The following is a 13649-nucleotide window of genomic DNA, read 5'->3' as shown; positions in this document are numbered from 1 at the left end:
ACAGGGAATGATTACTGTTTCGGAATAATTTTCAAGTAATGAAGTGCCACACATCCAGATTGCAATGTTTTCGAGTCTTGCAGCGTTAAATTTAGCGAGTTGGCAAGGCTTATATCCTCAAATAACCTTCTTCCTGGCCCGACAATGATCGGGTGAACGACAAAATAAAATTCATCTACCAGGCCAAGGGCGATCAATTGGGCAGGCAAGTTTAGCCCGCCAACTGATATGTTTTTTCCTGTGGCCTGCTTCAGTTTTAAGAATTCCTCCCTAAGGTTCGCAGAAATAAGCGTCGTATTTTCTTCCACCTGCGCTAATGATCTGGAAAAAACCACCTTGTGAATGGCATTGAATGTTTGTGCAAAATCTTGTTCTGATTTTGTGGCCGACTGATCTTTTGCAATTTCAGGCCAATACGGACCCATCAGCTGATAAGTTTTACGACCGTAAACGATGAGGTCAACATCTTTCATTAAATCCGCAAAATACTCCTGGATCTCTTCACTGCCACTAAATTTGGTATGGTCGCAGCAGCCATCTGCAGTCAGGTTGATACCATAAATCACTTTTCTCATGTTTTTTAGTATTTAGATTAGAACAATAATGATTGCTGCGTTGTTTTTGTAGTTGAGTAATCGGCTGAAATTTAAGGTGTTGGTTGGTTGCTTCAAACAAAACATATCAAAACCAAGATTATGAAAAAGTTATTTTTAATGATTACAGCGTTGGGCATGTTGACCTGCAGTGCTGTGGTGGCACAGGATACTACCATGCACAAAAAAATGAAAACTCATAAAATGAGTCCTCCTAAAGACCACATCATGATGAAAGACGGTAAGATGTGGGTGATGAAAAATGGTACGCATACCGAAATGAAGGAACCAATGACCCTGGACAATGGAACGATGGTCATGACTGATGGTACAGTGAAAATGAAGGACGGAAATACCATGATGATGAAAAATGGTAATTCAATAAACATGATGGGCAAAATGATGCCTATGAAGATGAAAAAATCAATGAAACCTTCCATGAAAAAAGACACGATAAAATAACGATGTCTTTAGTCCATTTTTAAAGCCGGACGCTGCCGATCTTTCGATTTAGGATAAATTGGAAAAAGAGGAACAGCGTTCGGTTTAATTATAAAAGAGCTTTTCAAATTAAAGCCAATTGGTCATCAGTTGTATAAGCACAATTTCTCTAGGAATAGTGGGAGGAATGATTAATTATGCACTGAACAAAATGAATAAGTGACCAAACTTTAGTAAATTTAGTGCTAGGGAGCGTAATAAATCGCAAATAAGCAAGCACAATAGGGTATGACATCTAAAGTAAATCATCAAAATGGAGCTTTTGAAGAAAGGTTTGATACTGAGCCTTTTTTTGAAGTTTGCCAGGATTTGATGTGCATTGCCGGCTTTGATGGCTACTTTAGGAGAATTAATCCTGCAGTATCTAAACTGCTGGGCTACTCAGATGAAGAGTTATTTTCAAGACCAATTAATGATTTTGTCTATGTGGAAGATCGGCATAGGACAGAAGACCATCGAACCGATCTCAGGGAAAATATTCCATTATTAAATTTCGAAAATCGTTATGTCACCAAGAAGGGGGAAGTGATATGGTTATCCTGGACATCAATTCCTGTTACGGAATCTAAGCTGGTCTATGCAGTTGCTAAGAATATAACGCACAAAAAGAAAATTGAAGAAGAACGCAACCACCTTTTGATCAGTCTTTCCAAGATCAATGAAGAGCTGCAGCATTTGACACAAATGGCCTCGCATGATTTGAGGGCACCTGTAAATAATTTGATTTCCTTATTCCATCTTTTAGATGTTTCTAAAGTTGAAGATATGGAGACCGTCGAGCTCATCAATGTATTAAAATCAACAACAGAGGACCTGAAGGGCCGTTTAAATTATTATCTGGATGCGGCCTCTCAAAAAAGAGTGTGCATGTGCCGACAGAAAATTTGAATCTTCACCACTCATTGAAAGGTGTTTTTTATTCTATTAATTCATTAATATCAGACTCGAAGGCGCTCATTAATGTTGATTTTTCTGAATTCGATACTATCAATTTTAATAAGGTTTACATGGACAGTATATTCCTGAATTTGATCACTAATTCAATCAAGTATGCGAAGCCAGGTGCCTATCCTGATATTTCTATTGCGACAAAAAGAGCAGATGGCAACCGGCAATTGATTTTTACTGATCAGGGGCTGGGTTTTGACATGGAAAGCGTTAAACATAAGGTGTTTGGCCTGCATCAGACATTTCACAGTCACGCAGAGAGTAAAGGTGTGGGTCTTTTCTTGATCTATAACCATATTAATAGTTTAGGAGGCCATATTGAAGTCGAAAGTAAGGTGAATGAAGGGGTGAAGTTTGTGCTGACTTTTAAGGAATAAAGCAACAGAACCTCTTCCAGCACCATCGTAAGTAGAGAAATGACCAGGATGTTTTGTTTCTTGCCGGCACAAGTAAAACTTATTGGCAGATCAGCTGATGGAACCTGGACAAAATCTACAGTCGGCATTGCGGTTGGAAAAGCACTTTTCGCCTCGCTTGCTCATTCATGTTGAACCTCAGACAGACTCATTTCTTAGTTTTGGAATGGTTTTTTTTTTGTTGCTGTGTAAAGATAATGTGTTAATAGGTAGGTGATTAGTGTTTTTCTTGTGATTTCTAAGCGAAGCGCTTATCTTATAGATTCATATTTTTCAAAACCTAATCAAGTGATATGATGCAGCTATCTCCCAATGGAAAATCTTATCTGATGATCCCAGTAATGATCTTCAGCTCAGCACATTATTCCGCTCCGCAAAGCATAGAAACTCAATATTTCAAAGATGTAACGGGCAGTCATTTACCCATAGATGCGAATGCACATATATTAGATGTGGCATTGGCCGATGTGAATGGAGATGGGCATTTAGACGCCATATTGGCTGTAGAAAAAGCTCCTAATCGATTGTATCTTAACGACGGCACTGGTAAATTCAATTGGAAGAAAGACGTGTTTTTAGCAGCTTCTTATGATACTGAACATGTGTGCATAGGAGATTTTGACAATGATGGATACTTAGATGCCATTTTTGTTGCGGAAGACGATAGGAACCATGAGTTCTATTTAGGGAATGGGGATGGAACTTTTAGAAATGTCAGTGATCGCTTACCTGCAAAAAGCGAAGCGAATGGTCTTGATATTGGTGATGTAAACGGAGATGGTTTACTGGATATTATTGTTGGGAATACGGGGCTTACACCGCAGAGTTTTTTATGGCTCAACAACCCGCAAAAACCGGGACATTTTATTGATTACACCAAAGAAGGATTGCCGGCACTCAGATTGGAAACACAATCGGTAAAATTGGTTGATTTAAACAATGATGGAATTGTGGATCTGATTACCGGAAATGAAGTTCCTCCAAATCGTTTGTTCTTTAATGATGGAAAGGGACATTTTACCGAACAGTCGGAAAGGCTGGAATTAAAAGTTCCGCTGCATACCCGGGAAGTGTTGACCTTTGATGCCAATGGAGACCAGCATCCGGATATTTTGTTTCTTAACTTAACGAGCAATGGCGGTGCATTTGAAAAAGATCCTACGGCACGTTTACTGATCAATGATGGCAAAGGGAATTTCAAAGACGAAACGGCTAAAAGAATTCCTAAACAGGAGTATTCCACTTACGCTGGTGCAGTGGTAGATTTCAACCATGACGGACATCCAGACCTCATCTTAAGTGCCATTAAAACTCCCCCTTTTGAAGCGATGCAGGTTCAGGCCTTGCAGAACGATGGTAAAGGGAATTTTAAACTGGTCACCAAACAAGTGATTCCAGGAGTTACGGTAGGAAGGAGCTGGGGAATTGCTGTTGGCGATGTCAATGGGGATGGCATAGCTGATCTTTTTATTGGCCAATGGGGAACACAGGCGAGGTTGCTTTTAGGAAAATAGCTGTAGGTTGCTTCTTTACTCCGCAAACTGTGTCGGATCTCTACAGTTAAAATTTGAGCTGATTTCATAACTACCTCTTTTTCAGTGCTGTGCTAAAGATGGTGATTCGTGGCACCATTATGAACCTTAGTGTTAGTATAATTCACAAGAATATTAACACTAATATATAAGTTATGAAAAAGATCATTTTATCAGCAGCATTTTTAGCATTCGCATCCATCACAGCAGTAAACGCATCAGAAGTAAAAAATCCAGTAGCTATTACCCTGAAACAAGATAGTACCACTAAAGTTCCGGTTGAATTGAAAGATCTTCCAGAAGCAGTAAAAACTACATTGCAAAGTGAACCAGTTAAAGCATGGACTCCGGTAGCCGCTTTCCTGGTAACGAATGCAGACAAAACTAAATATTACCAAATCGATGTGAAAAAAGACGCAGAAGCGGCTTCTATCAAGATCGCAGAAGATGGTAAAGTAGTTCAATAATTATTGAATCCCTAGTTGTCTAACATAAAGGCTGTAAAGCCGATGAGGAGGCTGTATCATAATCATGATCAGCCTCTTTTTTTATTGTTGCCAGCTTTCCTTGATTTGCTTACAAGCTTCAGGGCTTTGCATACATCTGCGCGATTTGTCTTACCGACCTTTGGATTATGGAAATAAAACAAATAGCATTGGGCAGCCAGGGTTTGGTTGTACCTGTGATCGGCCTGGGATGTATGGGCATGACGGGTTTTGAAAAGGCGCACATGTATGGCCCTGCTGATGAGCAGGAAGCCATTGCAACGATCCAGCGTTCGCTGGAGTTGGGCGGTAATTTTCTAGATACTGCCGATCTGTACGGACCGCTGAAGAATGAGCAGTTGATCGCTAAAGCGATCAGTGGTAAGCGTGATCAGTATATTTTGGCAAGCAAGTTTGGCTGGGAAATCGATGATGACAACAAGGTAACCTGGGCCATTAATGGGAAGAAAGACTACGTAAAGAAATCTTTGGAGCGTTCGCTTAAAAACTTGAATACGGATTACATTGATCTGTATTACCTGCACCGATTGGATAAAAATACGCCGATCGAGGAAACCGTTGAGGCGATGGCTGAGCTTGTTAAAGAAGGTAAAGTGGGATACCTCGGCTTGTCGGAAGTTTCGTCTGAAACGGTGAAGCGGGCACATGCTGTGCATCCAATCACTGCCGTACAAAGCGAATATTCTTTATTCGAGCGCAGTGTAGAAGAACGTGGGGTTTTGACAACCTTAAAGGAACTGGGTATTGGTTTTGTGGCTTATTCACCGCTGGGCCGTGGATTCTTATCTGGACAAATCAAAAGTATTGACGACCTGCCTGAAAACGATTTTCGCAGGGCTATCCCTCGTTTCCAGGGCGTACAGTTCGACAAGAATATTGAATTGGTGAAAGCTATCGAAGTAATGGCTGAAGCGAAACAGGTTAGTTCTTCGCAGCTGGCTTTGGCCTGGATCATGATCAAAGGCATCCTGCCGATCCCGGGAACGAAACGCAGGAAGTACCTTGAGCAAAACATTGCGGCAGCAACAATTGTGTTCAGTCAGGCGGATTTAATGCAGCTGGAAAGTATCGTTCCTTTAGGCACAGATACCGGTGCGCCTTATGATGAGTTTAGTATGGGCTTAATTGATTAATTTTGTTTATGAACGCAATTAACTCTATATCGGAATTTCACCGTTTGCTGTCCTTAACTGAACCTCGCCACCCCTTAGTGAGCGTGATCAATCTGGCAGAAAGTGTTTTCTTGGAAGATGAGGTCTGGAAAGGTTTTGTTAACCGCTTTTATTGCGTGGCGCTCAAACGCGAGGCCAAAGGCAAGATCAGGTATGGACAGCAGCATTATGATTACGATAAAGGAGTATTGAGTTTTACCGCGCCGAACCAGGTGCAGCAACTGGACCTGCAAAATATGGAATGCGGGTCCGGTTATCTCCTGATCTTTCACCCGGACTTCCTGTTACAGCATGCTTTGGCGAATAGCATCCATCATTACGGTTTTTTCGATTATGCGGTTAACGAAGCGCTGCACCTGTCGGCCGAGGAAGAAGATGACCTGATCGCTATTCTCCATAAAATTGATAAGGAGTGCCAGCATATTGATAAACATACCCAGGATATCATTTTGACACAGATTGAGAGCCTGCTAAAATATTCCAACCGTTTTTATGAGCGGCAGTTTTTGACCCGTAAGAATAACAATTCAGCACTGCTGACCAGGTTTGAGCAGTTGATCGATGACTACTTTAAAAACGACGTTCAGGGTTTGCTCACGGTACAATATATTGCTTTGCAGATGAACTTGTCGCCGAATTACCTGAGTGACTTGCTTCGGGTGCATACCGGGCAGAACACACAGCAGCATATTCATGAAAAACTGATCGCGAAAGCGAAAGAAAAACTTTCTACAACCAGTCTTTCGGTCAGCGAGATCGCCTACGCTCTGGGCTTTGAGCATGCGCAGTCCTTCAGCACGCTTTTTAAAAGAAGACGAGTTTATCGCCGCTGGAATTTCGTCAGGCTTTTAGCTGATTAACAGGGGGAAATGGGGTCTATAACTATTTTTCGATAAAATATTTACCCAGCAATCTTCAGCCTATCTTGAGCCAACTTTCAGCCCATCCTCAGTCAAGAAAGTCAGGAGGGTAAGTCTTTTGGTTGTATTTCAGGTCTATTTCTTTTAAAAAGACTTTCCGCTGCTCCGTCATTTCAGGAATAGGAAGCATCTGTCCAGGTTCCAGGGGCTCGCCTAATTCCCTAAATAGATTTTCTAATCCTGCCGGGACAACGGTACAAAGTAGGCGTGCATAGTTTTCAGAATTGTTCTTAAAACAATGTATAGCTCCGCCAAGAGGGATGTTTACAAAACCATCTTTACCGACGATATGCTGTCCTTGTTCCGTTTTAAACGTTACTGCTCCTTCCAGTACATGGAACATTTCCTGAGTATCAGGATGGGCGTGAGGAGGAGGGCCACCACCGGGAGGTACAGTCATTTCTATTACTGCATAGCTGCCATTGGTCTGATCTCCAGAGATAATGATTCTGTAATTTCCCCCAGCTATTCCTAACGTTTCGCCCTGATCATGATTGATGATGCTAATGCTTGAATCCATAGTGTTAAATATACGTATTCCTGCTTTGAACTATAGCAGGAGTGGCGGAGATCCTTTTTTAGATTCCATAAGTTTTTAACGCTTTGTCCTTATATTTGAGATATGATGGATATAATAAATTTCAAACAGTCGGTAATTGATCAGCGTTTACCTGACGATTTACCCTCGTATTTGAAGGCGCTTTGGTACGACGGAACTGGAGATTGGAAAACTGCACACGATTTGATCGACCAGTTAACAGACCCTCGGTTTGCGCATATTCATGCCTATCTGCACCGCAAGGAGGGCGACATTTGGAACGCAGATTATTGGTATAAAAGAGCAGGGAAGAAAAGGCCAGAGGTGTCATTAGAGCAGGAATGGGAAATGTTGCTCAAGGAATATGGTCATTAAATTGGTATAATGATCTTTAAATGGGTAAAGCAGCATTTGCAATACATAGGAACATCAGCATCAAATTCAGTCATCATTTATAGAGCCAGTCAAAATGAACAATACAAAAGTTTTTAAAATGTCTTTTGCGGGTGTTTACCCTCATTATATTCAAAAAGCGGAGAAGAAGGGGCGCACAAAGGTGGAATTAGATCAGGTCATATTTTGGCTGACTGGCTATGATCAGCAAGGCCTCCAGCAGATCATCGACAATAAAACAGACTTTGAAACTTTTTTTGCCGAGGCACCGCAATTAAAACCGAATGTTTCAAAAATCAGGGGTGTCATCTGTGGTTACCGCGTAGAGGAAATTGAGGATCCACTGATGCAAAAGATCCGTTATCTGGATAAGCTGGTGAATGAATTGGCAAAGGGAAAAGTTATGGAAAAGATTCTGCGGAAATAAAATAGAGGAAATATGTTCAGGTAAATGACCGTAAACACAATAAAAGCGCATTTCTTACGCTATAATTGCACTATGAATTTACCAATGCGCATCACTTTTGATGAAAGAGACTATACCTACGTTGTGTTAACGAAGGGAATAACGAAAGAAACTAATGCCATCCAGATTAACCTGAATGATACGGAATATCAATTGGTTTGCAATCCAAAAGGGGATTGGGATGTGGTTGATGAGACTGTAAACAATCATCCTGGACTACTTAAAGCGATCGGAAGAAACATTAAACTTCGTTATCGTTTATAAAAAAAACACTAGATCATTTTCCTGGTAGAGGCTCTATAAATTAATGCTGCATCCATCACCACTGTTCTGCTTAGGGCTTCGCTGTCTTTGATTTTTTCTAGAATCAAGCCGGCAGCAATTTCGCCCATTTGAACCAGTGGCTGTTCTACGCTCGTTAGTTGAGGGTGTACAATGGTTGCCAATTCAGTTCCTGAGAAACTTGCAATGGCAACTTCTTCAGGGATTTTGATGTGCTGTTCCAGGAGATAATTCATTGCGCCAATGGCCAGCGTATCGGTGAAGGCGAAAATACCATCAAATGAGATCTTTTTGTCTAACAGCTGTTGAACTGCAATTTTACCATGCTCAAAGGTGGTGCCTTCAGTCTTGATCATCAGCTCAGGATCAAAAATGCCATACTTCGTCAAAATCCTTTGATAGCCAGCTGCGCGCTCCGCCGAATTCCGGATGCTGGAAGGTCCCATAATATGGGCAATTCTTTTTCGCCCGGTATCCAGCAAATGCTCCATCATGAGAGAGCTCTTGATCTGATCGTTCACCATTACTTTCGACGCAGCTAATGAAGGATCAGGAATCCGGTCAAAGAAAACAAGGGGAGTTCCCCGGTCCATAATTTCCTGGTATAAATCATGATTATGGCTTTCATGGCAGAGGTTAATGATGATGCCATCCACATTAAACTCTTCCAGCAGCAAGAGGTTTTTTCTTTCTATCAATGGGTTTTCATCGGATTCTGTGATGATGATCCGATATCCTAAAGGGTATAAAATGCTTTGTATCCCCCTCAGGACTTTTGAAGCAAAGGGGGTGATCATTTCTGGGACAACAAAACCTATATTTTTAGATCGGCCGTATTTTAAGTTTAATGCGGTAGGATTTGGCCGGTATCCAAGTTGCTCCGCTGCATCCAGCACTTTCTTTTTAGTATCCGGGTGGATATTTGTATCATTCAATAAAGCCCTGGAAATCGTCGAGGTGGAGAGTAATAAATGTTTGGCAAGATCTTTAATGGTGATACGTTTCATAGGATTAGCTGGATTAGAGGGGCAAAATTAAGAAAACAAACCTAAATGGGAACGTTACCAAAATTTTGGTAACGTTCCCATGAACGATTTCTGGGCACAAATGCGGTAACGATGAGCTAGTCGTATAAATTTGATTCACCAAATAGGAGATTAAACATGAATGTAGAGCAATACAGTTACGCGCGTAAAGCTATCCAGTCGGGTATTTTACATATTGGTGTAGGGAACTTTCACCGTGCACATCAGGCCTTTTACACGGATCAATTATTAGCAGCGCAGGACCAAAGCAAATGGGGCATTTGCGGGGTATGCTTATTGCCATCTGACGAAAAGATTTTCAAGAACCTGAAATCCCAAAATCTCGATTATACCTTGACCGTATGCGGAAGAGCTGGTCAGGATAAAATATATCGGATCGGTGCAATACAGGAATTGCTTTGGGCAGTAGAAAATCCAGAGGCAGTGTTGGATAAAATTGCAGATAGCGCGATTAAAATCATCAGCCTCACCATTACAGAGGGAGGGTATAACCTCGATAAAACCACAAACAAGTTTATTTTGGAAGATGAAAAGGTGCAGCATGACCTGAAACACCCTGCTCTGCCGGGTACTGTTTTTGGCTTTATTGCCCAAGGACTTCGTCAGAGAAGGGATAACGGCAATGGTCCCATCACCATTCTTTCCTGTGATAACCTGCAGCACAATGGCAACACGGCTAAAACTGCTTTCAGTACGTTTATTGCGGCTCAGGATAAAGAACTGGCCAACTGGGTGGAAACAAATGTGAGCTTCCCAAATAGTATGGTAGATAGAATTACGCCAGCAACCACTGCTGATGATCTGCAGCGACTGAATAAGGAAAGCGGAATCGCTGACCTGGCACCAGTCTATTGTGAAGATTTTGCCCAATGGGTCATAGAAGATAATTTTATTGCCGGCAGACCAGCATGGGAGCGCGTAGGCGTAGAATTTACAGATGATGTAACCGATTTTGAAAACATGAAACTGAGTCTTTTAAATGCGGCGCATGTGATGCTGTCTTATCCTTCATTTCTGAAAGGTTACCGTAAAGTAGACGATGCCATGCAGGACGAAGATGTCGTTAAATACCTGCGTGATTTTATGGATATGGACATCACACCTCACGTGCCTGCTCCTGAAGGACAGGATTTAGAGCGATACAAACATACACTCCTGGAACGTTTTGCCAACCGCTCCGTAAGTGATCAGATTAGCCGATTATGTTTCGATGGGGTTTCAAAATTTCCAGTATACCTGATGCCGAACCTGATTAAAATGATCCAGGCAGATCAGGACCCTATTCGCGTGTCCTTTATGTTTGCTGCTTACCGACATTACCTAAAATATCAGATCGACGATAAAGGTGTGACTTATCAGATTGCAGAACCCTGGTTAACGGCAGAAGATCAACAGCTGATCGACAGCGATGACCCTATTGACTTTCTAGGCTTATCTCCCTTTAAAAGTACCCAGCTGAAAGCTGCTGCCAGATTTGTGGAATTATACACGCAATTTGCTGCCAGTATTAAAAGCAAAGGGGTTAAAGCAGTATTGCAATCTGTTGTAGCTTAAAGCTATCTGGCTCATTTGACCTCATCTCTAAACTATGGAAACAAAAATTCGTAATGGCATTCTGCCATTTGCAATAGTTACTTTTATCTACTTTATTGTAGGTTTCTTAACGACAATAAATGAACAATTACAGGCGCCTTTAAAGTTTGTTTTTTTAGCAGAAGCCGGAAGTTTTAAGAATACATTTACCACTTTAATTTCTTTCTTTTTCTTCCTTGGCTATTTATTAAATGGCACTTTAGCCAGTAAATGGGTCAATGCGATTGGTTATAAAAACACGATCATACGCGGTCTGCTGTTTATGATTTCCGGGCTGCTGATGTATTTATGTTCTTCCTGGTTTGGCGATCAATATCCACACCTGGCCATGCATTTTGGAAAAGCAGTGCTGCCTTATGGTTTTGTGATTTTTGTGCTCGGTTCTTATTTAATGGGTACTGCTGCGGCGGTCATCCAAGTGGTGGTTAATCCTTACGTAGCTTCTTATGAATTGCCCGGAACCCAGCCTGTACAGCGCTTAAACATCACTACGGCGATCAATTCTATCGGAACAACCTCTGCGCCATTTTTTGTTACGGTGGTGATGTTTAGCGGCATTTCCATCGCCGACATTGAAATCAAACAACTGATGTGGCCGCTGATAGCCTTGATCGGCTGTGTAGTGCTGGTGGCCTTGATCACCAGAAAACTTCATCTGCCGGATATTGCCAATACCAGGGCTGCTGCTGGCGAAAAGCTGGAAAGAAGTATCTGGTCCTTCAGGCATTTTGCCCTGGGCGTACTGGCGATTTTCTTTTATGTAGGCACTGAAGTGTCTATTGGCGCCAACATCAACCTCCATGCTTTTGAACTGATGGATTCTGGCCATCCAATCACCTTTTTTGGTAAAACAGACATCATTATTGGCGGGGTAGATCTGGGAATCCATGCCTTGCTGTCTACTTTATACTGGGGTGGATTTCTTGTCGGACGGGCGATCTCCAGTTTCTTCAGCAATATTTCCGCAAAAACACAGCTGGCGACCACCGCTATTTTATCTGCAATATTGGCTATTGTAGCCATGATGACACAAAATCTCTGGTTCCTGGTGGCCATCGGGCTGTTACATTCTACCATGTGGAGCTGTATTTTTTCACTGGCTATAAAAGGACTCAATAAGTACACCTCAAAAGCTTCCGGCGTATTTATCTCTGCAGTGTTTGGTGGTGCTGTATTTACCCTTGTTCAAGGAGGCCTGGCCGATGCTTTTGGCTCCTGGAGGTGGACCTGGACACTCACTGTAATTTGTGAGTTGTTAATGCTATCTTATGCTTTATTTGGATCCCGGATCAGAGCTAAAGACCTTATCAATTAATCTATCATCAAATGGAAATAAAGAAAATAAAAATAGCTTGTTTTGGAGAAGTGCTTTGGGATATCTTTCCCGGAGGTCAGCGCAGGGCAGGAGGAGCACCATTTAACGTGGCGTATCACCTTTTCAAAATGGGCGTTGAAGTCAACATGATCAGTAGTGTTGGGCAGGATGCACTTGCTGAGGAGTTATTGCATAAAATTAAAAACTGGAACATTTCAACGGAGGGGATTCAGGTTGATCCCCTGCATCCGACTAGTACGGTGATTGCTTCTTTGGACGAAAATAATGATGCAAATTATGAGATCGTAGAAAACGTGGCCTGGGACTTCATTAAAGTCCGCCCGGAAGATCAGCAAATGCTAAGCAGTGCAGATGCCCTGGTTTTTGGAAGTTTGGTGACTAGAAATGAAAAGTCGAGGAATACCTTATTTGAATTGATGGAGGCCAGTGCTTACAATGTATTTGACATCAACCTGCGACCACCTCATTACGATGTAAATGTGATCAAAGATTTATTGCATAAAACTCAATTGGCCAAGTTCAATAAAGCAGAATTGCGCATGATGTTAGATTTTCTAGGCAAAAGCTACAGCACGGAAAGCGATGCTGTTCAATATTTGCAAGATACTTTTGATTTGCGGGAGATCATCATTTCTAAAGGGAGTAAAGGTGCGCTTTATGCCAATGGAACTGACTTCTATTTATGTCCGGCGATAGCGATTGAGGTCAAAGATACCGTAGGCAGCGGCGATTCCTTTCTGGCTGGATTCCTGTCTAAAAGATTTGTAAAGGGTGCTTCTGCCCAGCAAATCATGCAGCAGGCAGTTTCATTAGGCGCTTTTATTACGGCACGTGAGGGCGCTTGTCCTGAATATACCCTGGAAGATTTCCTAATGTTCAGGGATAGTCATGACACAAAGAATTACTCAGCAACTGCGCTATAATCGCTTGTGGTTTCAGCAGGTTGAACTTTGATTTAATTCAGTAGCCAAGGTATAGGGGGGATTCGAGATCTCCTTACCTTGGCCTAAAATTGCATTAAAAATGTGCCTTCGGCTTGATTTTAATTTTCCAAAGGCCATTTTCTTAGCACCTCAAGAGCCGTGTTTAACTCCCTTTCCAATAACATTTGTTTTTTTTATGAAAATAGATCCTATATTTAGGAAAAATTTTGGTCTGTTTTTCTAATTTTAAAGGAAAATAGTTAAAAGGGAATCAGGTGTAAATCCTGAACAGGCCCGCTACTGTAAGTTCTATTGAGTCTTTAGACGGTATTTTACCACTGTTTCGATAAGAAATGGGAAGGTTGTTTAAAGATGGAACGAGTCAGGATACCTGCCAAGATTAATTAGTTAAAGACTTTCGAGGAATAAAGTTGAACAACAAGAAAATTGCCCGGTTATTTTATAATTGGGGTTCTTCGCGTTT

The 13649-nt window shown here is 41.6% G+C and carries 16 protein-coding genes and 1 riboswitch; of the genes, 13 read left to right on the top strand and 3 right to left on the bottom strand.

The features are described from left to right. Positions 1-11 precede the first annotated feature (11 nt). Positions 12-575, bottom strand: a complete 564-nt coding sequence (locus tag AQ505_RS16025; protein ID WP_062549101.1) for a dihydrofolate reductase family protein — start codon at positions 573-575, stop codon at positions 12-14. Between the two features lie 120 nt (positions 576-695). Here AQ505_RS16025 and AQ505_RS16020 point away from each other — a divergent pair, with 120 nt between their 5' ends. The 7 genes from AQ505_RS16020 to AQ505_RS15995 all read left to right on the top strand — a co-directional run bounded on the left by AQ505_RS16020 (position 696) and on the right by AQ505_RS15995 (position 6528). Then, a complete protein-coding gene (locus AQ505_RS16020; RefSeq protein ID WP_157262417.1) occupies positions 696-1055 on the top strand; it encodes a DUF6799 domain-containing protein in 360 nt (119 codons plus the stop codon). Positions 1056-1322: 267 nt separating this feature from the next. Beyond that, positions 1323-1982 (top strand): PAS domain S-box protein, encoded by a 660-nt coding sequence (locus tag AQ505_RS26675; RefSeq protein WP_197286196.1) that lies wholly within the window; start codon positions 1323-1325, stop codon positions 1980-1982. Positions 1983-2101: 119 nt separating this feature from the next. Beyond that, positions 2102-2419 carry an ATP-binding protein gene (locus tag AQ505_RS26670; RefSeq protein WP_197286195.1) on the top strand — a complete coding sequence of 106 codons (318 nt, stop codon included), beginning with the start codon at positions 2102-2104 and terminating at the stop codon, positions 2417-2419. A gap of 332 nt (positions 2420-2751) precedes the next feature. Next, positions 2752-3972, top strand: a complete 1221-nt coding sequence (locus AQ505_RS16010) for an FG-GAP repeat domain-containing protein (protein WP_062549099.1) — start codon at positions 2752-2754, stop codon at positions 3970-3972. Positions 3973-4145: 173 nt separating this feature from the next. Continuing rightward, entirely contained in the window at positions 4146-4457 is a 312-nt protein-coding gene (locus AQ505_RS16005; protein ID WP_062549098.1) for a hypothetical protein, read from the top strand. A 167-nt stretch (positions 4458-4624) separates the two neighbouring features. Next, the gene (locus AQ505_RS16000; protein ID WP_062549097.1) at positions 4625-5629 is read left to right on the top strand and encodes an aldo/keto reductase; all 1005 of its coding nucleotides are present in this window, start codon (positions 4625-4627) and stop codon (positions 5627-5629) included. A gap of 8 nt (positions 5630-5637) precedes the next feature. Next, a complete protein-coding gene (locus AQ505_RS15995) occupies positions 5638-6528 on the top strand; it encodes a helix-turn-helix domain-containing protein (protein ID WP_335337967.1) in 891 nt (296 codons plus the stop codon). 88 nt (positions 6529-6616) lie between these two features. Here AQ505_RS15995 and AQ505_RS15990 read toward each other — a convergent pair whose 3' ends face one another. After that, positions 6617-7108 (bottom strand): cupin domain-containing protein, encoded by a 492-nt coding sequence (locus AQ505_RS15990; RefSeq protein ID WP_062549096.1) that lies wholly within the window; start codon positions 7106-7108, stop codon positions 6617-6619. A gap of 102 nt (positions 7109-7210) precedes the next feature. Here AQ505_RS15990 and AQ505_RS15985 point away from each other — a divergent pair, with 102 nt between their 5' ends. The 3 genes from AQ505_RS15985 (at position 7211) to AQ505_RS15975 (ending at position 8249) form a co-directional block, all read left to right on the top strand. Continuing rightward, positions 7211-7501, top strand: coding sequence for a hypothetical protein (locus AQ505_RS15985; RefSeq protein ID WP_082461578.1), 291 nt, complete (start codon positions 7211-7213; stop codon positions 7499-7501). A 94-nt stretch (positions 7502-7595) separates the two neighbouring features. After that, positions 7596-7946, top strand: a complete 351-nt coding sequence (locus tag AQ505_RS15980; RefSeq protein WP_062549095.1) for a DUF2200 domain-containing protein — start codon at positions 7596-7598, stop codon at positions 7944-7946. 72 nt (positions 7947-8018) lie between these two features. Beyond that, positions 8019-8249 (top strand): hypothetical protein, encoded by a 231-nt coding sequence (locus AQ505_RS15975; protein WP_062549094.1) that lies wholly within the window; start codon positions 8019-8021, stop codon positions 8247-8249. Between the two features lie 8 nt (positions 8250-8257). Here AQ505_RS15975 and AQ505_RS15970 read toward each other — a convergent pair whose 3' ends face one another. Continuing rightward, on the bottom strand, positions 8258-9274 hold the full coding sequence (locus AQ505_RS15970; protein WP_062549093.1) for a LacI family DNA-binding transcriptional regulator: 1017 nt from the start codon (positions 9272-9274) through the stop codon (positions 8258-8260). 156 nt (positions 9275-9430) lie between these two features. On the opposite strand from AQ505_RS15970, the gene AQ505_RS15965 reads away from it, so the two are divergent. From AQ505_RS15965 to AQ505_RS15955, 3 genes are read left to right on the top strand one after another with little or no spacing between them, the layout of a single operon-like run. Then, positions 9431-10867 carry a mannitol dehydrogenase family protein gene (locus AQ505_RS15965; protein ID WP_062549092.1) on the top strand — a complete coding sequence of 479 codons (1437 nt, stop codon included), beginning with the start codon at positions 9431-9433 and terminating at the stop codon, positions 10865-10867. 34 nt (positions 10868-10901) lie between these two features. Next, positions 10902-12221 (top strand): hypothetical protein, encoded by a 1320-nt coding sequence (locus AQ505_RS15960; RefSeq protein ID WP_062549091.1) that lies wholly within the window; start codon positions 10902-10904, stop codon positions 12219-12221. A gap of 11 nt (positions 12222-12232) precedes the next feature. Beyond that, entirely contained in the window at positions 12233-13165 is a 933-nt protein-coding gene (locus AQ505_RS15955; RefSeq protein WP_062549090.1) for a carbohydrate kinase family protein, read from the top strand. A gap of 211 nt (positions 13166-13376) precedes the next feature. After that, positions 13377-13578: riboswitch (cobalamin riboswitch) on the top strand. Positions 13579-13649 lie beyond the last annotated feature (71 nt).

The organism is Pedobacter sp. PACM 27299, from assembly GCF_001412655.1.
Lineage (GTDB): Bacteria > Bacteroidota > Bacteroidia > Sphingobacteriales > Sphingobacteriaceae > Pedobacter.
Note: the sequence above shows the minus strand (reverse complement) of the source record. Positions and strands in the feature narration are given on the sequence as shown.